The 25,484-nt window shown below is 58.3% G+C and carries 24 protein-coding genes and 1 tRNA gene; 9 read left to right on the plus strand and 16 right to left on the minus strand.

Annotated features, from left to right (window positions below):
- Positions 1-210: 210 nt before the first annotated feature.
- Both SPE70_RS22060 and actS read right to left on the minus strand, forming a co-directional pair.
- Positions 211-284 (minus strand) — tRNA-Gly (locus tag SPE70_RS22060).
- Positions 285-364: 80 nt separating this feature from the next.
- Positions 365-1,078 carry an amidase activator ActS gene (gene actS / locus SPE70_RS22065; protein ID WP_136047538.1) on the minus strand — a complete coding sequence of 238 codons (714 nt, stop codon included), beginning with the start codon at positions 1,076-1,078 and terminating at the stop codon, positions 365-367.
- Positions 1,079-1,391: 313 nt separating this feature from the next.
- Between actS and idi the strand changes: the two genes are divergently transcribed.
- Positions 1,392-1,946 (plus strand): isopentenyl-diphosphate Delta-isomerase, encoded by a 555-nt coding sequence (idi, locus tag SPE70_RS22070; RefSeq protein ID WP_044614464.1) that lies wholly within the window; start codon positions 1,392-1,394, stop codon positions 1,944-1,946.
- A 235-nt stretch (positions 1,947-2,181) separates the two neighbouring features.
- On the opposite strand, the gene lysS is transcribed toward idi, so the two are convergent.
- The 5 genes from lysS to xerD form a co-directional block, all read right to left on the minus strand.
- A complete protein-coding gene (gene lysS / locus SPE70_RS22075; RefSeq protein ID WP_008806422.1) occupies positions 2,182-3,699 on the minus strand; it encodes a lysine--tRNA ligase in 1,518 nt (505 codons plus the stop codon).
- Positions 3,700-3,708: 9 nt separating this feature from the next.
- A protein-coding gene (gene prfB / locus SPE70_RS22080; protein ID WP_012540595.1) for a peptide chain release factor 2 occupies positions 3,709-4,807 on the minus strand; the annotation gives its coding sequence in 2 pieces (ribosomal slippage) (positions 3,709-4,731 and positions 4,733-4,807; 1,098 coding nt in all).
- 85 nt (positions 4,808-4,892) lie between these two features.
- A complete protein-coding gene (gene recJ / locus SPE70_RS22085) occupies positions 4,893-6,626 on the minus strand; it encodes a single-stranded-DNA-specific exonuclease RecJ (protein ID WP_136047537.1) in 1,734 nt (577 codons plus the stop codon).
- A 5-nt stretch (positions 6,627-6,631) separates the two neighbouring features.
- Positions 6,632-7,345 carry a bifunctional protein-disulfide isomerase/oxidoreductase DsbC gene (gene dsbC, locus SPE70_RS22090; RefSeq protein WP_136047536.1) on the minus strand — a complete coding sequence of 238 codons (714 nt, stop codon included), beginning with the start codon at positions 7,343-7,345 and terminating at the stop codon, positions 6,632-6,634.
- A gap of 22 nt (positions 7,346-7,367) precedes the next feature.
- The gene (xerD, locus tag SPE70_RS22095) at positions 7,368-8,264 is read right to left on the minus strand and encodes a site-specific tyrosine recombinase XerD (protein ID WP_008806426.1); all 897 of its coding nucleotides are present in this window, start codon (positions 8,262-8,264) and stop codon (positions 7,368-7,370) included.
- Positions 8,265-8,364: 100 nt separating this feature from the next.
- On the opposite strand from xerD, the gene fldB reads away from it, so the two are divergent.
- On the plus strand, positions 8,365-8,886 hold the full coding sequence (gene fldB / locus SPE70_RS22100) for a flavodoxin FldB (RefSeq protein ID WP_008806427.1): 522 nt from the start codon (positions 8,365-8,367) through the stop codon (positions 8,884-8,886).
- Between the two features lie 6 nt (positions 8,887-8,892).
- Here fldB and SPE70_RS22105 read toward each other — a convergent pair whose 3' ends face one another.
- Both SPE70_RS22105 and sdhE read right to left on the minus strand, forming a co-directional pair.
- Positions 8,893-9,303, minus strand: coding sequence for a protein YgfX (locus SPE70_RS22105; protein ID WP_002916310.1), 411 nt, complete (start codon positions 9,301-9,303; stop codon positions 8,893-8,895).
- The gene (gene sdhE, locus SPE70_RS22110; protein ID WP_002916312.1) at positions 9,284-9,550 is read right to left on the minus strand and encodes an FAD assembly factor SdhE; all 267 of its coding nucleotides are present in this window, start codon (positions 9,548-9,550) and stop codon (positions 9,284-9,286) included. Before sdhE ends, SPE70_RS22105 begins: the two co-directional genes overlap by 20 nt.
- A gap of 245 nt (positions 9,551-9,795) precedes the next feature.
- Here sdhE and ygfZ point away from each other — a divergent pair, with 245 nt between their 5' ends.
- Positions 9,796-10,779 (plus strand): tRNA-modifying protein YgfZ, encoded by a 984-nt coding sequence (gene ygfZ / locus SPE70_RS22115; RefSeq protein WP_012967246.1) that lies wholly within the window; start codon positions 9,796-9,798, stop codon positions 10,777-10,779.
- 414 nt (positions 10,780-11,193) lie between these two features.
- Here the strand turns inward: ygfZ and trhA are convergent, their stop codons facing one another.
- Complete coding sequence (gene trhA / locus SPE70_RS22120; protein ID WP_008806429.1) at positions 11,194-11,853, minus strand: PAQR family membrane homeostasis protein TrhA; 660 nt, start codon at positions 11,851-11,853, stop codon at positions 11,194-11,196.
- Between the two features lie 163 nt (positions 11,854-12,016).
- The gene (gene yqfB / locus SPE70_RS22125) at positions 12,017-12,328 is read right to left on the minus strand and encodes a N(4)-acetylcytidine aminohydrolase (RefSeq protein WP_109848735.1); all 312 of its coding nucleotides are present in this window, start codon (positions 12,326-12,328) and stop codon (positions 12,017-12,019) included.
- 50 nt (positions 12,329-12,378) lie between these two features.
- Between yqfB and SPE70_RS22130 the strand changes: the two genes are divergently transcribed.
- The 6 genes from SPE70_RS22130 (at position 12,379) to SPE70_RS22155 (ending at position 18,309) form a co-directional block, all read left to right on the plus strand.
- Positions 12,379-13,107, plus strand: a complete 729-nt coding sequence (locus SPE70_RS22130; protein WP_012967245.1) for a MurR/RpiR family transcriptional regulator — start codon at positions 12,379-12,381, stop codon at positions 13,105-13,107.
- A gap of 119 nt (positions 13,108-13,226) precedes the next feature.
- Complete coding sequence (gene bglA / locus SPE70_RS22135) at positions 13,227-14,660, plus strand: 6-phospho-beta-glucosidase BglA (protein ID WP_025712495.1); 1,434 nt, start codon at positions 13,227-13,229, stop codon at positions 14,658-14,660.
- 124 nt (positions 14,661-14,784) lie between these two features.
- Positions 14,785-15,144 carry a copper resistance protein gene (locus SPE70_RS22140; protein WP_109848734.1) on the plus strand — a complete coding sequence of 120 codons (360 nt, stop codon included), beginning with the start codon at positions 14,785-14,787 and terminating at the stop codon, positions 15,142-15,144.
- 49 nt (positions 15,145-15,193) lie between these two features.
- On the plus strand, positions 15,194-17,203 hold the full coding sequence (locus tag SPE70_RS22145; RefSeq protein WP_136047535.1) for a protein-disulfide reductase DsbD family protein: 2,010 nt from the start codon (positions 15,194-15,196) through the stop codon (positions 17,201-17,203).
- 1 nt (position 17,204) lies between these two features.
- Positions 17,205-17,816 (plus strand): DsbA family protein, encoded by a 612-nt coding sequence (locus SPE70_RS22150; RefSeq protein WP_117112483.1) that lies wholly within the window; start codon positions 17,205-17,207, stop codon positions 17,814-17,816.
- Complete coding sequence (locus SPE70_RS22155) at positions 17,806-18,309, plus strand: protein disulfide oxidoreductase (RefSeq protein WP_022064985.1); 504 nt, start codon at positions 17,806-17,808, stop codon at positions 18,307-18,309. Before SPE70_RS22150 ends, SPE70_RS22155 begins: the two co-directional genes overlap by 11 nt.
- A gap of 147 nt (positions 18,310-18,456) precedes the next feature.
- On the opposite strand, the gene SPE70_RS22160 is transcribed toward SPE70_RS22155, so the two are convergent.
- The 5 genes from SPE70_RS22160 to ubiI all read right to left on the minus strand — a co-directional run bounded on the left by SPE70_RS22160 (position 18,457) and on the right by ubiI (position 25,474).
- Positions 18,457-19,200 (minus strand): SDR family oxidoreductase, encoded by a 744-nt coding sequence (locus SPE70_RS22160; protein ID WP_114500636.1) that lies wholly within the window; start codon positions 19,198-19,200, stop codon positions 18,457-18,459.
- A gap of 60 nt (positions 19,201-19,260) precedes the next feature.
- The gene (gene gcvP, locus SPE70_RS22165) at positions 19,261-22,134 is read right to left on the minus strand and encodes an aminomethyl-transferring glycine dehydrogenase (RefSeq protein ID WP_012540583.1); all 2,874 of its coding nucleotides are present in this window, start codon (positions 22,132-22,134) and stop codon (positions 19,261-19,263) included.
- Positions 22,135-22,340: 206 nt separating this feature from the next.
- On the minus strand, positions 22,341-22,730 hold the full coding sequence (gene gcvH / locus SPE70_RS22170; protein ID WP_008806439.1) for a glycine cleavage system protein GcvH: 390 nt from the start codon (positions 22,728-22,730) through the stop codon (positions 22,341-22,343).
- A 24-nt stretch (positions 22,731-22,754) separates the two neighbouring features.
- Positions 22,755-23,849: a glycine cleavage system aminomethyltransferase GcvT gene (gene gcvT / locus SPE70_RS22175; protein ID WP_012967238.1), complete on the minus strand. Its 1,095-nt coding sequence runs from the start codon at positions 23,847-23,849 to the stop codon at positions 22,755-22,757.
- A gap of 422 nt (positions 23,850-24,271) precedes the next feature.
- Entirely contained in the window at positions 24,272-25,474 is a 1,203-nt protein-coding gene (gene ubiI, locus SPE70_RS22180) for an FAD-dependent 2-octaprenylphenol hydroxylase (RefSeq protein ID WP_012540581.1), read from the minus strand.
- Positions 25,475-25,484: the final 10 nt, after the last annotated feature.

The raw sequence follows: 25,484 nt of genomic DNA on the forward strand, positions 1-25,484 counted from the left end.
GCGACTACTCCAGCGCCAGCAGCGCAAAACGCTGATCCCGCAACCAAAGTGGAGTCCTCCGTCGGAGTTCAATAGACTAACAGCATGCTATAACCGCTTATTTATCAAGGGAGAAGTGAGTTTAGAAGACGTCAGGAGACTGGAGTTTGGAGTTTGGAGTTTGGAGTTTGGAGTTTGGAGTTTGGAGTTTGGAGTTTGGAGTTTGGAGTTTGGAGCGGGCGAAGGGAATCGAACCCTCGTATAGAGCTTGGGAAGCTCTCGTTCTACCATTGAACTACGCCCGCGAAGAGGTGCGAGAAGCATTATAGCCCTTACGCACCTTGTGACAAGCCTGCCAGATGCTGACTGGCGATAAAATAACCTTTTAGCACTTAGGTTTACTGCCCTGCGGCGGCAGATAGCGCAGCGGATCGATGGCCGTGGCCCGATAGCGGATCTGGAAATGCAGGCGCACAGAGTCGGCATCCGTACTGCCCATGGTGGCAATTTGCTGGCCGGCCTTCACGCTCTGGCCATTATTCACCATCAGCTTATCGTTGTGGGCGTAGGCGGTGATGTAATCCTCGCTGTGCTTAATCATGATCAGGTTGCCATAGCCGCGCAGCTGGTTGCCGACATACACCACCTTGCCCGCCCCGGCGGCATACACCGGCTGCCCGCGGGTCCCGGCAATATCAATGCCCTTATTGCCGCCATCGGCGGTGGAATAAGGCAGGACCACTTTGCCACTGGTCGGCCAGCGCCAGCAGCGCTGTCCTACCGGCGGCCAGGAGGATTGAGGTACCGCAGATGAAGGGGTGACCGCCGCAGTGCGCGTAGAGGAAGATTTTTTCTTCGTCGTCTTTGACGCGCCGCTGCCGTTGAGCTTCAGCTTCTGCCCCACCTCAATGGTGTAAGGCGGCGAGATGTTATTCAGACGAGCCAGATCGCGAACGCTGGTGCCGGTAGTGCGCGAGATGCCGTACAGGGTATCGCCACGTTTGACGGTATAGGTGGCACCGGAGTCGGAGGTGCTGGAGCAACCGGTCAGCACCAGGCTTGTCGCCAGCATCAGTGTCATATAAAAGCGTTTCATCATCAGGCATCCTGCACTTAACACAACCACTTACCTCGCAATCAGGGCGAATATCATACCAGCCCGCGGCGCAGGGCGTCATCCCTGAAGGCTAACAGATGACCCTCTGGCATCACGTTCGGCCAGCGACGGAAAGATTCACGTTCATACCGCACGTCGTGGAGGGCACGCCCCGCAGTCCCAGGCTGCCGCTCGCAGACCAGCCTCCAGGGCTTGTTTTGGTAATGCCTTTCTCCCATTTATGGGCTACCCTAGTGGCCTGAGTACATGACCCGGCGGGTTTGTGCCGGGTCATTTTTTATTTTCAGGAGTCGTCATGGCCGGGGAACACGTCATTTTACTGGATGAGCAGGATCAACCTGCCGGTATGCTGGAGAAGTATGCCGCCCACACGCTTGATACCCCTTTACATCTCGCGTTTTCCTGCTGGTTGTTTAATCAGCAGGGTCAGTTTCTGGTCACCCGTCGTTCGCTGGGCAAAAAAGCCTGGCCCGGGGTGTGGACTAACTCGGTCTGCGGACACCCCCAGCAGGGCGAGACCTTCGAGCAGGCCGTCACGCGCCGCTGCCGCTTCGAGCTCGGCGTGGAGATCGCCGATATCGCGCCGATTCACCCGGCCTTCCGCTACCGGGCGGTCGCCCCCAACGGCATCGTTGAGAACGAAGTGTGCCCGGTGTATGCCGCGCGCGTGGTCAGCCAAGTGCAGCCTAACGACGATGAAGTCATGGATTATCAGTGGGTTGACCTGGCAACGATGTTAAGCGCGCTGGCCGCCACGCCGTGGGCGTTTAGCCCGTGGATGGTACTGGAAGCGGAAAACCAGGACGCCCGCCAGGCGCTGATCGATTTCGTTGCGCGTCTGCGCGGGTAAGCTGACTATTCTCCAGGCCAGGCGCAGCCCTTTGCCTGTCATTAATGCCTGGCGGCGCTACGCTTGCACAGGCCTACGGTTCTGCGCCATTGCGTAGCCCGGATAAGGCGTTTATACCGCTATCCGGGATCCCCTGGCTTGCGCTGCACTGAGCCGGACTACGTCAGGCTTCGGCCCTCACATCAGACATAAAAAAACCCGGCAAGCCGGGTTTTTTGTATTTCGCGAAGGGCGATTATTTCTGCGGACGCATCGCCGGGAACAGGATCACGTCGCGGATGGTGTGGCTGTTAGTGAACAGCATGACCATACGGTCGATACCGATACCCAGACCAGCGGTCGGCGGCAGGCCGTGTTCCAGCGCGGTGACGTAGTCTTCGTCGTAGAACATCGCTTCGTCGTCGCCGGCGGCTTTCGCATCAACCTGATCCTGGAAGCGCTGCGCCTGATCTTCAGCGTCGTTCAGCTCGCTAAAGCCGTTACCGATTTCACGGCCGCCGATAAAGAACTCGAAACGGTCGGTGATTTCCGGATTCACGTCGTTACGGCGCGCCAGCGGAGAAACTTCCGCCGGGTATTCGGTGATGAAGGTCGGCTGAATCAGATGCGCTTCCGCCACTTCTTCGAAGATCTCGGTCACGATACGGCCCAGACCCCAGCTCTTCTCAACTTTAATGCCGATGGACTCAGCGATCGCTTTCGCGGAATCGAAGTTATCCAGATCCGCCATCTCGGTTTCCGGACGGTATTTCTTGATAGCTTCACGCATGGTCAGTTTTTCAAACGGCTTGCCGAAGTCGAACACCTGGTCGCCGTAAGGCACTTCAGTGTTGCCGAGGATGTCCTGCGCCAGGGTGCGGAACAGGGATTCGGTCAGCTCGATCAGATCTTTGTAATCCGCGTATGCCATATAGAGTTCCATCATGGTGAACTCTGGGTTATGACGAACGGAGATCCCTTCGTTACGGAAGTTACGGTTGATCTCGAAGACGCGTTCGAAGCCGCCAACCACCAGACGCTTGAGGTACAGTTCCGGCGCGATACGCAGGTACATGTCCAGATCCAGCGCATTGTGATGGGTGATGAACGGACGCGCGGAAGCACCGCCCGGGATCACCTGCATCATCGGGGTTTCCACTTCCATAAAGCCGCGGCCAACCATGAACTGACGAATACCCGCCAGGATCTGCGAACGCACTTTGAAAGTGTTGCGAGATTCATCGTTGGAGATCAGATCGAGGTAACGCTGACGATAGCGCGCTTCCTGATCCTGCAGGCCGTGGAATTTGTCCGGCAGCGGACGCAGGGCTTTGGTCAGCAGACGCAGCTCGGTGCAGTGGATGGACAGCTCGCCGGTTTTAGTCTTGAACAGCTTACCGCGGGCGGCGATGATGTCGCCAAGATCCCATTTTTTGAACTGGTCGTTATAAACGCCTTCCGCCAGGTCATCACGCGCAACGTATAGCTGAATGCGGCCGCCCACGTCCTGCAGGGTAACGAAAGACGCTTTACCCATAATACGACGGGTCATCATGCGGCCAGCAACGGCCACTTCAACGTTCAGCGCTTCCAGCTCTTCGTTTTCTTTCGCATCGAAGTCAGCGTGCAGTTGGTCAGAGGTATGGTCACGACGGAAATCGTTCGGGAAAGCGACGCCCTGCTCACGCAGCGCGGCCAGCTTCTCACGGCGGGTTTTCAGTTCATTATTAAGGTCAATTGCCGCGTCAGCGCCCTGTGCTTGTTGTTCAGACATGTTGGTTCCTCATAACCCTGCTTTCAAACTTGCTTCGATAAATTGGTCCAGGCTGCCGTCGAGCACCGCCTGAGTGTTGCGGGTTTCCACCCCGGTACGCAGATCTTTAATACGCGAGTCGTCCAGCACGTAAGAGCGGATCTGGCTGCCCCAGCCGATGTCGGACTTGTTGTCTTCCATCGCCTGCTTCTCGGCATTTTTCTTCTGCATCTCCAGCTCATAAAGCTTCGCTTTCATCTGCTTCATGGCCTGGTCTTTGTTCTTGTGCTGCGAACGGTCGTTCTGGCACTGCGTCACCAACCCGGTCGGGATGTGGGTAATACGCACCGCGGATTCCGTACGGTTAACGTGCTGTCCACCGGCGCCGGATGCGCGATAAACGTCGATACGCAGATCGGCCGGGTTAATTTCGATATCGATATCGTCATCCACTTCCGGATAAACGAACGCCGAGCTAAAGGAGGTATGACGACGGCCACCGGAATCGAACGGGCTCTTACGCACCAGGCGGTGAACGCCGGTTTCCGTACGCAGCCAGCCGTAGGCGTAATCGCCAATGATTTTGATGGTCACGGATTTAATGCCCGCAACTTCACCTTCGGATTCTTCGATGATTTCGGTCTTAAAGCCGCGGGCTTCCGCCCAGCGCAGGTACATGCGCATCAGCATGCTGGCCCAGTCCTGGGCTTCGGTGCCGCCGGAACCGGCCTGAATATCGAGGTAGCAGTCGGCGCTGTCGTATTCGCCGGAGAACATGCGGCGGAACTCAAGCTGTGCCAGCTTCTCTTCCAGCCCGTCCAGCTCAGCAACCGCTTCGTTGAAGGTCTCTTCGTCTTCGGCTTCAACCGCCAGCTCCAGCAGACCAGCCACGTCTTCCAGCCCCTGGGACATCTGATCCAGGGTATCCACAATGGCTTCCAGAGAAGAACGCTCTTTACCCAGCGCCTGGGCGCGTTCAGGTTCGTTCCAGACGTCCGGCTGTTCCAGCTCGGCGTTTACTTCTTCGAGACGCTCTTTCTTGGCATCGTAGTCAAAGATACCCCCTAAGAACGTCGGAGCGCTCCGTGAGGTCCTGAATGCGGTTTTTTACCGGATTTATTTCAAACATGGTCGGTTTCTTTTAATGGATTTGTCAAAATGCGGTGATAAGAGCGGAATTCTACCGGATTCGCGCCCTTATTCATACACTGTTGTCAATTTGGCCAGAGGTGATCGATGATCAGCTGCAGGCTGCGGTTGCCGCGGAACTCGTTGATGTCGAGCTTGTAGGCTAACTGCACTTCGCGCACGCCGTTGTCCGGCCAAATGGAAGTATCAACGTTGAAAGCAATACCGTCCAGCAGCGGGCCGCCGCCAACCGGTTCGACCATCACTTTCAGGTGACGCTCGCCCACCAGCCGCTGCTGCAGCAGGCGAAAACGGCCATCAAACAACGGTTCCGGGAACATCTGCCCCCACGGCCCGGCGTCGCGCAGCATCTGCGCCACTTCCATGCTCATCTCCGCCGCCGCCAGCGGGCCGTCGGAGACCACCTCGCCCTGCAATAATGCGGGATCCAGCCACTCGGTCACCAGCTCGCCGAAGCGCTGTTGAAACTCCTCAAAGTGCGCCTCTTCCAGCGATAAACCCGCCGCCATCGCATGGCCGCCGAACTTCAGGATCAGTCCCGGATAGAGCGTATCCAGGCGCTCCAGCGCATCGCGCATGTGCAGCCCCTGAATAGAGCGGCCGGAACCTTTCAGCGTGCCGTCGCCGGTCGGCGCAAAAGCGATAACCGGGCGATGGAAGCGCTCCTTAATGCGTGATGCCAGAATGCCGACCACCCCCTGATGCCACTGCGGATGGTACATCGCCAGCCCGCCAGGCAGGGTGTCGCTGCTGCGTTCCAGTTGCTGACACAGGGTCAACGCTTCGGCCTGCATCCCCTGTTCAATCTCTTTACGCGTCTGGTTGAGCGCATCAAGCTCATTGGCTAACACGCGCGCTTCGCCGATGTTATCGCACAGCAGCAGCGCCACGCCGACGGACATATCATCCAGCCGCCCCGCCGCATTGAGGCGCGGCCCAAGGGCGAAACCGAGGTCGCTGGCCGCCAGTTTTTGCGGGTCACGGTTGGCAATTTCCAGCAGCGCTTTAATGCCTGGCCGGCATTTGCCGGCGCGAATGCGGCTTAACCCCTGCCAGGTCAGGATGCGGTTGTTGGCATCCAGCGGCACGACGTCCGCGACGGTGCCCAGCGCCACCAGATCCAGCAGCTCAGCCAGGTTCGGCGCGGCTATGCCGCGGGCGTCGAACCAGCCTTTATCGCGCAGGAAAGTACGCAGCGCCAGCATCAGATAAAACGCCACCCCCACCCCGGCCAGTGATTTCGACGGGAAGTCACAATCGCGCAGGTTAGGGTTAACGATGGCCTCGGCCGCCGGTAGCGTCTCGCCCGGCAGGTGGTGATCGGTCACCAGCACCGGAATGCCCAACGCATGGGCGTGATCGACACCGGCATGTGACGAAATGCCGTTATCAACGGTCATGATCATCTGCGCGCCGCGGGCGTGCGCCTGATCGACCACTTCCGGGCTTAAACCGTAGCCGTCTTCAAAACGGTTGGGCACAAGATAGGAGACGTTACCGTAGCCCAGCGCGCGTAGCGCCAGCACGCTAAGGGCGGTACTGGTGGCGCCGTCGGCATCAAAATCGCCGACCACCACAATATGTAACCCTTTCTCGAAAGCCTCATGCAGCATTTCAACCGCTTTTTCAACGCCGGTGAGCTGCGTCCACGGCAGCATGCCTTTGACGCTGCGCTCCAGCTCCTGCGCGCTGCGCACGCCGCGGCTGGCATACAGCCGCTGCAGCAGCGGCGGCAGGTCGGCAGGGAGATCGACGCCGTCAACCGCCTCACGGCGGCGTAGTTGTATCTGTTGTTTCACGCGAATCAGTTACCGCTTGTCTGTTTTTTATGCTCGTCGAGGAACGCTTTCAGCTCTTTCGGCCCCTGATAGCCCGGCAACACCATACCGTTGCTGAGAACCATCGCCGGGGTGCCGTTGACGCCCATCTGCACGCCGAGGGTGTAATGTTTGGCGATATCCACATTGCAGCTTGCCGGCTGCACGCCTTTGCCGTTCATGGCGTCATCCAGCGCTTTGTTGCGATCTTTCGCACACCAGATGGCCTTCATGTCCTGCTCGGCCTGGCTCTGCAGCCCCTGGCGCGGGAAGGCCAGATAGCGCACGGTGATGCCCAGCGCGTTGTAGTCGCTCATCTGCTCGTGCAATTTATGGCAGTAGCCGCAGGTGATATCGGTGAAGACGGTGATGACGTGCTGCTCCTTCGGCGCTTTATAGACAATCATCTCGTTGCTCAGCGCGTTCAGCTTACCGACCAGCAACTGGTTGGTGACGTTGACCGGCTGCGCGCCGCTCACATCGTACATCGGCCCCTGGATGATGTGTTTGCCATCGTCGGTAACGTACAGGACGCCGCTGTCGGTCAGCACCGTGCTCATCCCGGAAACCGGCGACGGTTGGATATCGGTACTCTGCACACCCAGCTTCGCCAGCGACTGTTTGATCGCCGCGCTATCGGCATGCGCCACGCCGGAAAGCGAGGCTGCCAGCAGAGTGAACATCAATAAACCTTTTTTCATACTCAGTCCTTTTGTTCAGCACTCACGCCCGCGGGTGGTGCTGTTGATGAAGTTGTCGCAGACGCTCGGTCGCCACGTGGGTGTAGATCTGCGTGGTGGAGAGATCGCTGTGTCCTAACAGCATCTGCACCACGCGCAGGTCGGCGCCGTGATTGAGCAAATGCGTGGCGAAGGCATGGCGTAATACGTGCGGGGAGAGTTTCGCGCTGTCGATCCCCGCCAGGACGGCATAGTGTTTAATGCGGTGCCAGAAGGTCTGACGCGTCATCTGCTGTGCGCGCTGGCTGGGAAATAAGACATCCGACGCCACGCCATTCAGTAGCCACGGGCGACCATATTCGAGGTAATTTTCTACCCACATTACCGCCTCTTCGCCCAGCGGCACCAGACGTTCTTTGTTGCCTTTACCAATGACCCGCAACACGCCCTGACGCAGGCTGATATCGCTCATCGTCAGGCCAACCAGTTCCGAGACGCGCAGACCGGTGGCATACAGCACTTCCAGCATCGCCTTATCGCGTAACTCCAGCGGCTGCTCCACCAGCGGCGCCTGCAGCAGACGTTCAACCTGCGCCTCGCTGAGATCCTTCGGCAACCGCTGCGGCAGCTTCGGCGAAGCCAGCAGCGCGCTGGGATCGTCCGGGCGAATTTTTTCCCGGTACAGATGCTGGAAGAACCGGCGCACGGCGCTGAGCAGACGTGCGGTGCTCGTTGCTTTGTAGCCGCCGGTTTGCCGCTCGGCCAGCAGCGCCTGCAGATCGTCGCTGCCGACGCTGGCCAGCGACAGGCCGCGATGGTGCAGCCACTCGACTAACATCGTCAGATCGCGACGGTAAGCGCTGAGCGTATTCTCCGCCAGATTCCGCTCCAGCCAAAGGGCATCGAGAAACTGTTCGATTTGTGCCAGATCCTGTTTCACATCGGCCTCTTTGTTCGTTATACGGTCTCATTATGCCTTAAGAGGCCGCCTTTCTGGTACACTGGGCGCAATTCACGGCAAGAATTGAGACGTTTACGCGATGAATATAGGTCTTTTTTACGGCTCCAGTACCTGCTATACCGAAATGGCTGCGGAGAAAATCCGCGATATCATCGGCCCTGAGCTGGTGACGCTGCACAATCTGAAAGACGATTCCCCCGCGCTGATGAGCCAGTACGACGTACTGATCCTCGGCATCCCGACCTGGGATTTCGGCGAAATTCAGGAAGACTGGGAGGCGGTCTGGGAGCAACTGGATACCCTGGACCTGGAAGGCAAAATCGTCGCACTGTACGGCATGGGCGATCAGCTGGGCTATGGCGAATGGTTCCTTGACGCACTGGGCATGCTGCACGACAAGCTGGCGACCAAAGGCGTGAAGTTTGTCGGCTACTGGCCAACCGAAGGCTATGAGTTCACCAGTCCAAAACCGGTTATCGCCGATGGCCAACTGTTCGTTGGCCTGGCGCTGGATGAAACCAATCAGTACGACCTGAGCGACGAGCGCATCCAGAGCTGGTGCGAGCAGATCCTCGGCGAAATGGCCGAACACTTCTCCTGACGCCGCTTACTCCTGCGCCGGTTTTTGCAGCACCAGCCGGCGCAGATCGCGCCATTCTCCGGCATCCATGCTATCCGCCGCCAGCCACAGATGCTGCCCGCGCCGGGTATCGACATGGCGTAAACGCAGCAGCATACCGCTATTGATGACCCACGGCGTCCCGAGGATCTCCCATTCGGCGTTTTGCCAGCGAAGACGGGAATCGGTGAGCAGTTTTATCTCACCGCGACGGGCATGGATCCGCCGCTGGCTGCGTACGCAGTCAAACACTACCAGCGACAACAGCAGCAGCCAGATCGGGGTGTAGCTTAGCGGCCAGGGAACCAACAGCACCAGCGCCGCCACAACGCCGTGGAGCAGCAGGGAAAACCACTGCGCGCGCCAGGAGATACGGAGATCAGATTGCCACAGGACCACGTTCCCGATTCCGTGTCTGAATTAAGGTTACCATCCGCTGCAGCTCCGCATCGGCCGGTTTGCCGTGGTTCATCAGCCAGTTGAACAGATCCGGATCGTCATTTTCCAGCAGGCGAATGAACAGCTGTTTGTCAGCGTCGCTGAGGGTATCGTACTCATACTCAAAGAACGGCATGATGGAGATGTCGAGTTCGCGCATCCCGCGGCGGCATGCCCAGTGGATACGTGCTTTATTGTTAATGTCCATGTTGACCTTCCAGCAGCAAAATATAGGTTAGTTTAACCCGTTTTCTGCCGTAACTTTACAGGAATATCGCTGAATGCGAGCATCCTTCCATAAAAACCATAAAATAATGATGGGCTTATTGATTCCCTGCGTCAGGCGACTGTCTCACGCCAGCGCACAAATGGCCTGTTGAAAGCACTTGCAATGCACTATAGCTCTTTTACCATTGGTCACACACACTGCGTTAAGCGATTCAGGATATGACTATGGCTTTTACACCTTTTCCTCCGCGTCAGCCTTCCTCTTCCGCTCGTCTGCCGTTAACGCTGATGACCCTGGATGACTGGGCGCTGGCGACGATTAGCGGGCCGGATAGCGAAAAATATCTGCAGGGGCAGATTACCGCCGATGTGAGCAATCTCACCGATGCTCAGCATCTGCTTGCCGCCCACTGTGACGCCAAAGGCAAGATGTGGAGCAATCTGCGCGTATTCCGCCGCGACGGCGGCTTCGCATGGATCGAGCGCCGCAGCCTGCGTGACGTACAGCTGACCGAACTGAAAAAATATGCCGTCTTCTCTAAAGTCACCATCGCCGCCAACGACGATCTGGTTCTGTTGGGGGTGGCCGGCTTCCAGGCGCGCGCCGCGCTGGCGCCGCTGTTCGCTGCCCTGCCCGACGCGGCCGCCCCGGTGGTCAGCGAAGGCGCCACCAGCCTGCTGTGGTTTGAACATCCAGGTGAACGCTTCCTGCTGGTGACTGATGTCGACACCGCCAATCGCGTTACCGATGCGCTGCGCGGCGAAGCGCAGCTCAATAACAGCCAGCAGTGGCTGGCGCTGAATATTGAAGCCGGTCTGCCGGTTATCGACAGCGCCAACAGCGGGCAGTTCATTCCGCAGGCGACCAACCTGCAGGCGCTGGGCGGTATCAGCTTCAGGAAAGGCTGCTACACCGGTCAGGAGATGGTGGCGCGGGCGAAATTCCGCGGCGCCAATAAGCGTGCGCTGTGGACGCTGTCAGGGACCGCCAGCCGGGTGCCGGAAGCGGGGGAAGATCTGGAGCTGAAAATGGGCGACAACTGGCGCCGCACCGGGACGGTGCTTGCGGCGGTTCAGCTGGATGATGGCCAGTTGCTGGTGCAGGTGGTGATGAATAACGATATGGAGCCGGACAGCATCTTCCGCGTGCGCGACGATGCCGGAAGCCTGCGCATCGAACCGCTGCCCTATTCGCTGGAAGACGCGTAATAAAGCGTTATGACTCCCGGCTTGCGGCGCTCGCGCCTTAGCCGGGCTACTTGACTGCAAATACCGTAGCCACGGTAAGCGCAGCGCCACCGTGGGATTTCCAGGCGGCAGATAACCGTAGCCACGGTAAGCGTAGCGCCACCGTGGGATTTCCAGGCCGCAGAGTATCGTAGCCACAGTAAGCGCAGCGCCACCGTGGGATTTCCAGGCGGCAGATAACCGTAGCCACGTAAGCGTAGCGCCACCGTGGGATTTCCAGGCGGCAGAGTATCGTAGCCACAGTAAGCGCAGCACTACCGTGGGATTTCCAGGCCGCAGATAACCGTAGCCACGGTAAGCGCAGCGCCACCGTGGGATTTCCAAGCCGCAGATAACCGTAGCCACGGTAAGCGTAGCGCCACCGTGGAAGTTTAATCAGGACTGGCCGACGTACAGATAGATCGCCAGGAAGTGACACACGCTGCCGCCGAGCACGAAGCCGTGCCAGATAGCGTGGTTATAGGGAATACGTTTGCAGACGTAGAAGATAACCCCCAGCGAGTACACCACCCCGCCGACCGCCAGCAGCGTTACGCCGCCCACCGCCAGCTTCACTGCCAGCTGATAGACCACGATAAGCGACAGCCAGCCCATGGTCAGATAAGTCACCAGCGACAGAATTTTAAAGCGGTGTGCGATGGTCAGCTTAAACAGGATCCCCAGCAGGGCCAGGCTCCAGATGACGATCATCAGCCCCTTTGCCAGCGGTGAATTCAACCCCACCAGCAAAAACGGCGTGTAGGTCCCGGCAATCAGCAGGTAGATAGCGCAGTGGTCGAACTTTTTCAGCCACTGTTTCGCCCGCTGATGCGGGATCGCGTGATAGAGCGTAGAGGCGAGGAACAGCATAATCATGCTGCCGCCGTACAGGCTGTAGCTGGTGATCGCCGTCGCGCTGGCGTTGGTGTCTACCGCCTGCACCAGCAGCAACACGAGGCCGACAATACCGAACACCAGCCCGATCCCGTGGCTGATGCTGTTGGCAACTTCCTCTGCCAGAGAATATCCCTGAGTGATTAATGGTTTGCGCACCATATTTGACTCCGTGAAAACAAGAACGCTTTCATTGCCCACTTAGGGTAACTGAGAATGATTCCAGTGAACACCTGTTAGCTAAAATAAAACGATGTATATTTGTAAATACATTAAAATCAAAATGTTACAACATTATTTCAACTAACAGTTGTGCTGATTTTATTTAAAGGCGTTTGAATTCAATAACATAAAACCGTTCTTCCGTAGGATAGATTTCCATAATCACCTGCCGCAGCTGTTCGAGAGTCATATTCTCCTGTTGAGCATGCTGTTCAGTTAGCGTGTCGAGGGTCACCGTTGAGGTCGCGGTAACGGCGATAGTGCAAAAGTAGCCGTCATCTTCATAGCGTCCGACGCGCAGCACATCACCGGCCTTAAAGTGCGACTCCGCCGCATCGCGAATGGTGATCGTTTTGCGCCCGGCGAGGATGTCGTCCTGAAAACGCTGAAAAAAGGTAATGTCATTAGCCTGCATGATATAATTCCGTCCTGGTCTTTATGAATTGTGAGTTCGCCACTGTGAGTATGTTCTCCCACGCCGCTGTCGCCAGTCTCAATAATCTTGAGATGATGGTCTACCACTACGTCATTAAGAATCGTGACAAAGTGATGTACATGACTATTCGCGAACTGGCCGAGGCCGCCGGGGTCTCCACCACCACCGTGTTGCGCTTCTGCCGCAAACTGCAGTGCGAGGGCTACTCTGAATTTCGCGTGCGCTTTAAATTATATCTTGAGCAGAATGAGCCTCAACAGGCAAATATCGGCGCCAGCGAAATTATGAGCTTTTTTAAAAGCGTCAATAATGACGAGTTCGATGAATTACTCGAGCAGGCCGTGGATATTATTCTCGCTTCGGAACGTATTATTTTCGTCGGCGCCGGCACCTCCGGCGCGCTGGCGAAATATGGCGCACGCTTCTTTTCCAACGTCGGTAAATTCAGCAACCATATTGACGACCCCTATTTTCCGGTAACCAATGATATGGCCCGTAACGCGCTGGCGATCGTGCTTTCCGTCTCCGGCGAAACCGAAGAGATCCTGCGCTTCGCCAGCCAGTTCAGCCTGCACCGCTGCAAGGTGATGTCGATTACCAGCCACGAGCATTCGCGACTGGCGAAACTGGCTGATTTCAATCTCTCCTGGCACGTGCCGCAGACGCGCATCGGCGGCGTCTACGATATTACAACGCAAATTCCGGTGATCTATATCCTTGAATCGCTGGGACGTAAATTAGCGCGCAAAATCAGCTAAAAATAACAGCCTGTTTTTTCGATGTAACATATTACCTTTAGCGGAATTTGTTATATCGTGACATTCATTTTCGCTTTGCTAGACTCAATCGCAATAGTTATTCAGAGAGATTAGCAAAGATGAAAAAATTGACTCTTCCCAAAGACTTTTTGTGGGGCGGCGCGGTCGCCGCGCATCAGGTTGAAGGCGGCTGGAATAAAGGCGGCAAAGGCCCGAGCATCTGCGACGTGCTGACCGGCGGGGCGCACGGCGTACCGCGCGAAATCACCCACCAGGTCGAAGCGGGTAAATATTACCCTAATCATGAAGCGGTCGATTTCTACGGCCACTACAAAGAAGACATCAAGCTGTTCGCCGAGATGGGCTTCAAGTGCTTCCGCACCTCTATTGCCTGGACCCGCATCTTCCCGCAGGGCGACGAAACTCAGCCGAATGAAGAAGGGCTGAAATTCTACGATGACATGTTCGATGAACTGCTGAAGTACAACATCGAGCCGGTGATCACCCTTTCCCACTTTGAAATGCCGCTGCATCTGGTACAGCAGTACGGCGGCTGGACCAACCGCAAAGTGGTCGATTTCTTTGTACGCTTCGCCGAAGTGGTCTTCGAGCGCTATAAGCACAAAGTGAAATACTGGATGACCTTTAACGAGATCAACAACCAGCGCAACTGGCGTGCGCCGCTGTTCGGCTACTGCTGTTCCGGCGTGGTCTATACCGAGCATGAAAATCCGGAAGAGACCATGTACCAGGTGCTGCATCACCAGTTTGTCGCCAGCGCGCTGGCGGTGAAAGCGGCCCGTCGTATCAACCCGGAAATGCAGGTCGGCTGCATGCTGGCGATGGTCGCCCTCTACCCTTATTCCTGCAAACCGGAAGATGTCATGTTCGCCCAGGAGTCGATGCGCGAACGCTACGTCTTTACCGATGTCCAGTTGCGCGGTTACTACCCGAGCTATGTGTTGAATGAATGGGAACGCCGCGGCTTCAACATCAAGATGGAAGACGGCGACGCGCAGATCCTGCGCGAAGGCACCTGCGCCTATCTCGGCTTCAGCTACTACATGACCAACGCGGTGAAAGCCGAAGGCGGTACCGGCGATGCCATTTCCGGCTTCGAAGGCAGCGTGCCGAACCCGCACGTCAAGGCCTCCGACTGGGGCTGGCAGATTGACCCGGTCGGCCTGCGCTATTCCTTGTGTGAACTGTATGAGCGCTACCAGAAGCCGCTGTTTATCGTGGAAAACGGCTTTGGCGCCTACGACAAAGTAGAAGCCGACGGCAGCATCAACGATGACTACCGCATCGATTATCTGCGCGCCCACGTCGAAGAGATGATCAAAGCGGTCACTTATGACGGCGTCGATCTGATGGGCTATACCCCATGGGGCTGCATCGACTGCGTCTCCTTCACTACCGGGCAGTACAGCAAACGCTACGGCTTCATCTACGTCAATAAACACGACGATGGCACCGGCGACATGTCCCGCTCGCGCAAGAAGAGCTTTAACTGGTACAAAGAAGTCATCGCCAGCAACGGCGAGAATCTGTAATTGACCGCCCTCTCCCGGCCGGGAGAGGGCAAATCGCTTATCTGCCAGACACTTCTTTACAGCTTTACCATTGCCAAAACGCGTTCGCCCGATAAGATAGGCCTCGTGAATATTTGAGGCGCTCATGATTAAGCGACAACGCAAAGCCATTCTTTTTGTCCTCCTGGCCTGTCTGGTGGTGCTGACCTGCACCGCCCAGCGGATGGCCGGGATGCACGCGCTGGTCATGAACCTCACCGCCGACAGCCCGTCGCTACAGCAAAACCAGGATAAGGCCGAGGCGCCGGTCACGCCGTGCGAGCTCAGCGCCAAGTCGCTGATGGCCGTTCCGCCGATGCTGTTTGAAGGGGCGCTGTTGGCTATCACTCTGCTGCTGGCGGTGCTGGCGGCGATCCCGCCGCGTATCGAACGCCAGTGGCCTCCCCGCGTTATCTCCCCACCCCGATTGCGGGTGCATCTGCGATTATGCGTCTTCCGTGAGTGATTAATTCTCCTGACAGCTCAGGTTAATTTATTACTTACGGAGAAAATTTATGTTTATGGTATTCAGGCGACTGCTGGTCTGCCTGCTTTGGCTATGGCTGCCCGTCAGCCAGGCCGCCGATAGCGGCTGGCTGCGCGTCGCCGACAATCAACACGCCAGCGTGCGCCTGCGGGCGCAAAGCGAAAGCAATGGCGACACCCGCCTGCTTTTAGACGTAGCGCTGGAAAAGGGCTGGAAAACCTACTGGCGTTCGCCGGGCGAAGGCGGCATCGCGCCGGCTATCGCCTGGCACACGCCGCTGGAGGTGAACTGGCGCTGGCCGACGCCGCAACGCTTCGACGTCGCGGGTATTTCCACTCAGGGGTATCACGGCGACGTCAGCTTCCCGATGACCCTGCGCGGCAAAATACCGCCGACGCTTAGCGGCGTCCTGACGCTATCCACCTGCAGCAATGTCTGCATTCTCACTGACTATCCCTTTTCGCTGGATATGACGGCTCCGGCGGGGGAGCGTTTTAATTACGATTTCACCCGCGCGATGGGCACGCTGCCCCTGCGCGATGGCCTGACTTCGCAACTGACCGCCAGCTACGTCAGCGGCAAACTGACTGTGACCGCCCGCCGCGATGCCGGCTGGCAGCAGCCAGCGCTGTTTATCGACAGCATGGAGGATGTTGATTTCGGCAAGCCGAGTTTTACCAGCCGCGGCGATACGTTGACCGCTACCGTACCGGTCACCGATAGCTGGGGCGAAGCGGCGCCGGACCTGAGCGGCAAAACGCTGTCGCTGGTGCTGGCCGATAGCGGCCAGGCGCAGGAAAGCCAGATCGCCATCGCCGCCGGCAGTACCGCGACGTGGCTGGCGTTAGGCTGGGTGCTGCTGATGGCGCTGGCCGGCGGGCTTATTCTCAACGTCATGCCTTGCGTGCTGCCGGTGCTGGCGATGAAACTCGGCTCATTGGTGCAAACCGAACGTCGTGAACGCGGCGCGGTGCGGCGGCAGTTCCTCGCCTCGGTATGCGGGATCGTCGTCTCCTTCCTGGCGCTGGCGCTGATGATGACCGCGCTACGCTTAGGTAATCAGGCGCTCGGCTGGGGGATCCAGTTCCAGAACCCGTGGTTTATCGGCGCGATGGCACTGGTGATGGTGCTGTTCAGCGCCAGTTTATTGGGACTATTCGAAATCCGTCTCTCCTCCAGCGCCAGTACCTTCCTCGCCACCCGCGGCGGCAACGGCTTGATGGGCCATTTCTGGCAGGGCGCCTTCGCCACCCTGCTGGCAACGCCCTGTACCGCGCCGTTCCTCGGTACCGCCGTTTCGGTGGCGCTGGTGGCGCCACTGCCGCTGCTGTGGGGGATTTTCTTCGCCATGGGGATCGGCATGAGCCTGCCGTGGCTGCTTATTGTCGCCTGGCCGGGGCTGGCGCAACGACTCCCACGTCCAGGCCGCTGGATGAATCATCTGCGCGTGGTGTTGGGGCTAATGATGCTTGGTTCAGCACTATGGCTGGTCAGCCTGCTGACGATCCACATCGGCCGCACGCCGGTGCTTACCCTGCTGGTGATTCTGGCCATCGGCCTGTTATTGGCCACCGCCTGGCGCTACCGCTGGCGTACGGCGCTGCGCGCGGGCACTCTGGCCATCGTGGTGGCAGGCGCCGTCGCCTTTGTCGCCCAACAGGACGGCCAGGGCCCGCGCCGCGACCGGGTTAACTGGCAGCCGCTCAGCGAGCAGGCTATCGCTAACGCCCTTGCGGAGCATAAACGGGTATTTATTGATGTCACCGCCGACTGGTGCGTGACCTGTAAAGCCAATAAATACAACGTGCTGCTGCGCGATGACGTCCAGCAGGCGCTGTTAGCGCCAGACGTGGTCGCCTTACGCGGCGACTGGAGCCGCCCCTCCGCTGACATTAGTCAGTTTTTAACCGCACGCGGCAGCGCCGCGGTGCCGTTTAACCAGATTTACGGACCGGGATTGCCGCAGGGAAAGATCCTGCCTGCGCTGTTAGACCGCGAACAACTTCTCGCCGACCTGTCCGCCGCTAAAGGAAAATAACATGAGAGCTATCACCGCCTTATTACTGCTGTGCGTATCGGCCTTCAGCTTCGCCGCGCCGGCGGAAGAACCACAATCGAACGGTAATGACCAGTTAGCCCAGCTGCTGTTTAACGATCCGAATAGCCCGCGCACCGGCGCGAAAGCGCCGAAGCTCACGATCGTCTCGTTTACCGATTACAACTGTCCTTACTGCAAACAGTTTGATCCGCTGCTGGAAAAAATCGTCCACGATAATCCGGACATTCAGCTCATCGTTAAGCTGCTGCCGTTTAAAGGGCAGAGTTCGGTGAATGCCGCTAAAGCCGCGCTCTCCACCTGGCGTCAGCAGCCCGATAAATTCTGGGCGCTGCATCAGCGGCTGATGGCAAAAAAAGGCTATCACGATGACGCCAGTATCGCCGCCGCACAGAAGAAAACCGCCACCGATGGCGTCAGTATTGATGACAAGACCATGGATTCGCTGAAGATGAACCTGATTTTGTCGCAGGTGCTGAATATTCAGGGCACCCCGGCGACCATCATCGGCGATCAGATGGTGGCCGGCGCGATCCCTGCTGAAGACCTGGAGGGGCTGGTGAAAGAACAGCTGGGGAAAGCCCGTGGCCAGTAAAATCAGGCGCTGGCTGCGCGAGCTGGCGGTGTGGCTGCTGATTGGCGCGGCGGTGAGCCTGGCGGTGGATTATTTTCGCCAGCCCGCGCTGCCGCAAAACGTCAGCGCCACATCGCTGCAGACACTCGACGGCAGGACGCTGGATCTGAACGCCATGAGCCAGCAAAAGCCGCTGCTGCTGTACGTCTGGGCGACCTGGTGCGGAGTCTGTCGCTATACCACGCCGTCGGTGGCATCACTTGCCGCCGACGGCGGCAATGTGCTGACGGTAGCCCTGCGTTCCGGCGATAACGCCGCGCTGGAGAAGTGGCTGACCAGGAAGAAAATGACGCTGCCGACGGTGAATGACCCGAGCGGCCAACTGGCGCGGCAGTGGGATATCCAGGTAACGCCAACGCTGGTAGTCATTTCTCAAGGCGAGGTGAAGTCGGTTACCACCGGCTGGACCAGCGGTTGGGGAATGCGCCTGAGGCTGTGGCTGGCCTCCTGGTAGACCGTCGGTTTCCCCGGCTCGCGCTGCGCTTAGCCGGGCTACGGGTAGGCATCGTTGGGTAGCCCGGATAAGGCGTAGCCGCCATCCGGGAAGGTTACCCTGTAGGCCCGGCAAGCGCAGCGCCGCCGGGCAATAGACATCTACGGGTTATTTACCGCCCGCCAGTTCGAGGAAGCTGCCCGTCACATACGACGCTTTGTCGCTCAGCAGCCAGGCAATGGCCTGAGCGACCTCTTCCGGCTGGCCGCCGCGCTGCATCGGTAGCGAATTTTTTACCCGGTCCACGCGTCCCGGTTCGCCGCCGGAAGCATGCATCTCGGTATAAATCAGCCCCGGACGCACGCCGTTCACCCGGATCCCTTGCGCCGCCACTTCCAGCGCCAGCCCGGTGGTCAGGGTATCTACCGCCCCTTTTGAGGCGGCATAGTCAACGTACTCGCCCGGCGCGCCAAGGCGCGAGGCCGCCGACGACACGTTAACTATCGCCCCGCCCTTGCCGCCATGCCGATGCGCCATGCGCTTTACCGCCTCACGACAACAGAGGAAGTAGCCGGTGACGTTGGTGACCAGCACGCGGTTAATACGCTCAGCGCTCAGGCTCTCCACCGTACATTGGGTAAACAGGATCCCGGCATTGTTGACCAATGCCGTCAACGGTTCGCCCATGCGGTCAACCGCCTCAAACATCGCCATCACCTGCGCTTCATCGCTGATATCCGCCCGCAGCGCCGTGGCTTTGCCGCCAGATTCAACAATGGTATTGACCACTTCGGTGGCGGCGTTAATGTTGTGATGATAATTAACCGCGACGGTATACCCTTCCTGCGCCAGCAGCAGCGCCGTCGCCCGGCCTATGCCGCGGCTCGCGCCGCTAATCAGAGCTATCGCCATACCTTCTCTCCAAAAAATAAAGGCGCCGCAGCGCCTTTAAAAGTTTAGCTAATTCACCACTTACTGGTATTCGCTCATCGGCACGCAGGAGCAGAACAGGTTGCGGTCGCCGTAGACATCATCCAGACGTTTCACCGTCGGCCAGTACTTGTTGTGCAACCCAGCCGGGAATACCGCCAGCTCGCGGCTGTACGGATGGTTCCACTCGCTCACCAGCTCACCCTGGGTGTGCGGCGCGTTCACCAGCGGGTTGTCTTCCAGCGGCCATTCACCGGCTTTGACGCGGTCGATTTCCGCGCGGATCGCCAGCATGGCGTCAATAAAGCGGTCCAGCTCTACCTTGCTTTCCGATTCTGTCGGCTCAACCATCAGCGTCCCGGCAACCGGGAAGGACATGGTCGGCGCATGGAAACCAAAGTCGATCAGGCGTTTAGCAATATCCAGCTCGCTAATGCCGGTCTCTTCTTTCAGCGGACGAATATCAAGAATACATTCGTGCGCCACGCGACCATCGCGACCGGTATAGAGCACCGGGTAAGCCTCTTTCAGCCGGGTAGCGATATAGTTGGCGTTGAGAATCGCGTTCTGGCTCGCCTGCTTCAGGCCTTCCGCGCCCATCATGCGGATATACATCCAGCTGATCGGCAGAATGGAAGCGCTGCCGAACGGCGCGGCGGAAACCGCGCCCTGGCGGGTCAGCATGCCTTCAATTTGTACCACGCTGTGGCCCGGTACAAACGGCGCCAGGTGCGCTTTCACGCCGATAGGGCCCATACCCGGACCGCCACCGCCGTGCGGAATGCAGAAGGTTTTATGCAGGTTGAGGTGCGAAACGTCAGCGCCGATAAAGCCCGGAGAAGTGATCCCGACCTGGGCGTTCATGTTGGCGCCATCGAGGTAAACCTGGCCGCCGAACTGGTGCACTATCTCGCACACTTCACGGATGGTCTCTTCATACACGCCGTGGGTCGACGGATAGGTGACCATGATGCAGGAGAGATTCGCCCCTGCCTGCTCTGCTTTTTCACGCAGATCGGCAAGATCGATGTTGCCGTTTTTATCGCAGGCAACGACCACTACCTGCATACCCGCCATCTGCGCGGAAGCCGGGTTAGTGCCGTGCGCGGAGCTTGGGATCAGGCAGATATCGCGATGGCCTTCGTTGCGGCTTTCGTGATAGTGGCGAATCGCCAGCAGGCCAGCATACTCGCCCTGCGCGCCGGAGTTCGGCTGCATACAGACGGCGTCATAGCCGGTTAGTTTAACCAGCCAGTCAGAAAGCTGGGCGATCATCTGATGATAACCTTCCGCCTGCTCGACCGGGCAGAACGGGTGCAGCTCGGCAAATTCCGGCCAGGTGATCGGGATCATTTCCGCCGCGGCGTTCAGTTTCATGGTGCAGGATCCCAGCGGGATCATTGCCTGGTTCAGCGCCAGATCTTTACGCTCCAGCGCGTGCATGTAGCGCATCATCTCGGTTTCGCTATGGTAGCGGTTAAACACCGGATGGGTGAGGATCGCATCGTCACGCAGCATCGCCGCCGGGATCGAACGGCTATCCAGCGCCACGTCTTTATCCAGGGTATCGATATCCAGACCGTGATCGTCGCCGACGATGGCGCGGAACAGGTTCAGCACATCTTCGCGGGTGGTCGCTTCATCGAGCGTAATGCCAACCGCGCCGTGAATATCGCTACGCAGGTTAATCTGCAGCGCTTCGGCACGCGCCAGCACCGCGGCTTTATCCGCCACTTCGACGCAAAGGGTGTCGAAGTAGTGCGCATGGCGCAGCTTCAGCCCTTTCTTCTGCAGGCCGTCGGCCAGAATGTCGGTCAGGCGATGAATGCGGCCAGCGATACGTTTCAGGCCCGCCGGGCCGTGGAAAACCGCGTACAGGCTGGCGATGTTGGCCAGCAGGACCTGCGAGGTACAAATGTTGGAGTTCGCTTTCTCGCGGCGGATGTGCTGCTCGCGAGTCTGCATCGCCATGCGCAGCGCGGTATTACCCGCCGCATCTTTCGATACGCCGATAATACGGCCCGGCATGGAGCGTTTGAATTCATCTTTCGCCGCGAAGAAGGCCGCGTGCGGGCCGCCATAGCCCATCGGCACGCCGAAACGTTGAGCGGAACCGAAGACAATATCGGCGCCCTGCTTGCCCGGCGCCGTCAGCAGCACCAGCGCCATAAAGTCGGCGGCGACGCTGACAATCACTTTGCGCGCTTTCAGCTCGGCGATCAGTTTACTGTAATCGTGGATTTCACCGGTGGTGCCAACCTGCTGCAGCAGCACGCCAAAGACATCCTGGTGATCGAGCACTTTGTCGGCGTCATCGACGATCACGTCGAAGCCGAAAGTTTCCGCACGGGTGCGCACCACGTCCAGGGTTTGCGGATGGACATCGGCGGCAACGAAGAAACGGTTGGCGTTCTTCAGTTTACTGACGCGTTTGGCCATCGCCATCGCTTCGGCGGCGGCGGTGGCTTCATCGAGCAGCGAAGCGGAAGCGATATCCAGCCCGGTCAGATCCAGCGTGACCTGCTGGAAGTTGAGCAGCGATTCCAGACGGCCCTGGGAGACTTCCGGCTGGTAAGGGGTATAGGCGGTATACCAGCCCGGGTTTTCCAGCATGTTGCGCTGAATGACCGGCGGCAGCTGCACGGCGGTGTAGCCCATGCCGATGTAAGACTTGAAGCGCTTGTTGCGACCGGCAATCGCCTTCAGCTCCGCCAGCGCGGCGAATTCGGTAGTCGCGTCGCCCACCTGCGGTGGGGTCGCCAGCTGGATATCCTGCGGCACAATCTGGCCAATCAGGGCGTTAAGCGAATCCGCGCCGACGGTCTTCAGCATCTCTTGCTGCTGCTGAGCGTCCGGGCCAATGTGACGTTCAATAAAGGCGTCGCGGTTTTCAAGCTGACTTAAAGTCTGAGTCATGAGCGATGGTTCCTGAAACGTGCGGTGAATCGTGATTGTCTGACTGGTTTGCCCGGCAAGCGCTGATGCTTACCGGGCCAGAATACGCAAAATCATTCGCGTTGCAGGAAGGCGGCGACACAGCGACTCCCCGGGAGCTTACAAAAGTAAGTGACCGGGGGGAGCCAGGAAGCCAACGCCCCTGCAGCGTGAAGGATGAAGCGTATTTATTCGTCTTCTAACAGAGCTTCATAAGCGGTCGCATCCAGCAGCGCGGCAACCTGCGCTTCGTCGCTGGCTTTAATTTTGAAGATCCAGCCGTCGCTGTACGGGTCGCTGTTGACCAGTTCCGGCGAGTCGTTCAGCTCTTCGTTGACGGCAACGATTTCACCGCTAATCGGCGCGTAGATATCAGAAGCCGCTTTCACGGATTCAGCAACGGCGCAATCGGCGCCCGCTTCAACGGTGGCGCCCACTTCCGGCAGGTCAACGAAAACCATGTCGCCCAGCAGCTCCTGCGCATGCTCGGTGATCCCGACGGTATAGGTGCCGTCCGCTTCTTTACGCAGCCATTCGTGTTCTTTGCTGTATTTCAGTTCTGCTGGTACGTTGCTCATCAATTCATCTCCAAAAAAGGGAAATCACACAATGGCTTTGCCATTGCGTACAAAACCAGGTTTAGTCACTTTTACCGGCATTTCACGGTTACGAATTTGCACCACCGCGGTGTCGCCAATCCCGGCCGGCACGCGCGCCAGCGCGATGCTGTAGCCCAGGGTCGGCGAGAAGGTGCCGCTGGTGATAATGCCTTCTTTTTGATTACCGTCGCTATCGGTAAAACGGACCGGCAGGCCGCCGCGCAGGACGCCTTTCTCGGTCATCACCAGGCCCACCATCTGCTCGGTGCCTTTTTCGCGCTGCATCTCCAGCGCTTCGCGACCGATAAAGTTACGATCGGCGGGCTCCCAGGCGATAGTCCAGCCCATGTTCGCCGCCAGCGGGGAGACGCCTTCGTCCATCTCCTGGCCATACAGGTTCATCCCGGCCTCCAGGCGTAGGGTGTCACGCGCGCCGAGACCGCACGGCTTAACGCCGGCATCCAGCAGACCGCGCCAGAAATCAGCGGCCTGCTCGTTCGGCATCGCAATTTCATAGCCCGCTTCGCCGGTATAACCGGTGGTGGCGATAAACAGGTCGCCGGACTGCACGCCAAAGAACGGCTTCATGCCTTCCACGGCCTGACGCTGCGCATCAGTAAACAGCGTCGCCGCCTTCGCTTTCGCCTGGGGGCCCTGCACCGCGATCAGCGACAGATCGTCGCGAACGGTAATTTCAAGGCCGTAAGGCTCAGCTTGCTCGGAGATCCAGGCGAGGTCTTTTTCGCGGGTGGCGGAGTTAACAACGAGGCGGAAATAATCTTCAGAAAGGAAATAGACAATCAGGTCATCGATGACGCCAGCGGAGGCGGTAAGCATTCCCGTGTAGAGCGCTTTGCCTGGGGTGGTCAGCTTCGCCACATCGTTGGCCAGCAAATAGCGCAAGAACTCGCGGATCCGGCTGCCGTGGAAATCGACGATGGTCATATGCGACACATCGAACATCCCTGCATCGCCGCGCACCGCATGGTGCTCATCAATCTGGGATCCGTAATGCAGCGGCATCATCCAGCCATGGAAATCCACCATGCGAGCGCCGCATAGCGTGTGTTGTTCATACAACGGAGTCTGTTGAGCCATCTTTTCCTCATCGAATAAAACGGAACCAGCCACGAGATTGTCGGCGATTTTGCGCCACGAAATTCGGCGACGGCACCGCTGACGGACGCCGACGCAAACGTTCTCTTTTGCCTGAACTTACCACCGAACCCGGCGCTAAACCATAAGCTCATTCAGGGCATCACATTAGCTTATGACTAAAATCCGCCGAAAAGCCTACAGAGTTATTGACTGGAAAAAAGCGATTTATGCCACATAAAATTAACATCAAGCTTTCATCGATAAGGTAATGATGGTGTTTTATGCGATTTTACGGGCCTAATTTCTTTAACAAAAAAAAGAGCGCATTAATAAAACTAATGCGAAAAAAGAGGTGAAATTAGAATATTTCAAATGAGGGAGAAAACCCGGCACGCAGGCCGGGTAAAAGAAGTGTGACGGGGTTAACGTAACCAGGCGGGGAGATCGTTGAGGCCCATCGCCTGACGAATCAGCTGCGGTTTTACGCCAGGCAGCGAATCGGCCAGTTTGAGTCCCATGTCGCGGAGGAATTTCTTCGCCGGATGGCTGCCGGAGAACATTTCGCGGAACCCCTGCATACCCGCCAGCATCAGCGCGGCGCTGTGTTTGCGGCTGCGCTCATAGCGGCGCAGGTACAAATGCTGGCCGATATCTTTCCCCTGCGCATGCAGGCGCCTCAACTCGTCGATAAGCTCGGCGGCGTCCATAAAGCCAAGGTTCACCCCCTGCCCGGCCAGCGGGTGGATGGTATGCGCGGCATCGCCGACCAGCGCCAGGCGGTGGGCGGCGAACTGACGGGCATAGCGGCCGGTCAGCGGGAAGACTTCACGTTCGCTTGCCAGCTGGCAGAGGCCGAGGCAATTATCGAAGGCGATATTCAGCGCCTGGTTGAAGGTGGCTTCATCAGCCTCCTGCATCCGCTTCGCTTCCGCTGGCGATAGCGACCAGACGATCGAGCACAGGTGCGGATCGCTGAGCGGCAGGAAGGCCAGAATACCCTCGCCATGGAACGCCTGGCGTGCCACCGCCTGATGCGGCTCAGCGGTGCGAATCGTCGCCACCAGCGCATGATGGTGGTAATCCCAGAAGGTCAGCGGAATATCGGCCTTATTACGCAGCCATGAATTCGCGCCATCAGCGCCCACCACCAACCTCGCGGTCAACATGCTGCCGTCCTGCAGGCTGAGAAAGGCTTCGTTTTCACCCCACGCCACCTGCTGTAGTTCCGCAGGCGCCAGCAGGGTGACGTCAGCGCAGCGCTGCGCTTTCTGCCACAATGCGTGATGCACCACGGCATTTTCAATAATATGGCCCAGATGGCTAAAGCCCATGCTCTGGTCATCGAAGCTAATGCGGCCGAAGCTGTCTTTGTCCCACACTTCCATACCGTGATAGCAGCTGGCGCGCTGGGCGACGATCTCGCGCCAGACATCCAGCTTAGTCAGCAACTTTTCGCTGGCGGCATTGATCGCCGAAACGCGCAGCGCCGGCGGCGCATCGGCGGCCAGAGGCTGCGGCGCAGCTTTCTCCAGCACCGCGACGCGCAGGCCGCTGCCCTGTAAACCGCAGGCTACCGCCAGTCCCACCATTCCACCGCCAACAATGGCAACATCAACACTTTGCACGTTTTACTCC

It is taken from the genome of Klebsiella sp. ZJOU C1, assembly GCF_035620215.1.
Lineage (GTDB): Bacteria > Pseudomonadota > Gammaproteobacteria > Enterobacterales > Enterobacteriaceae > Klebsiella > Klebsiella variicola.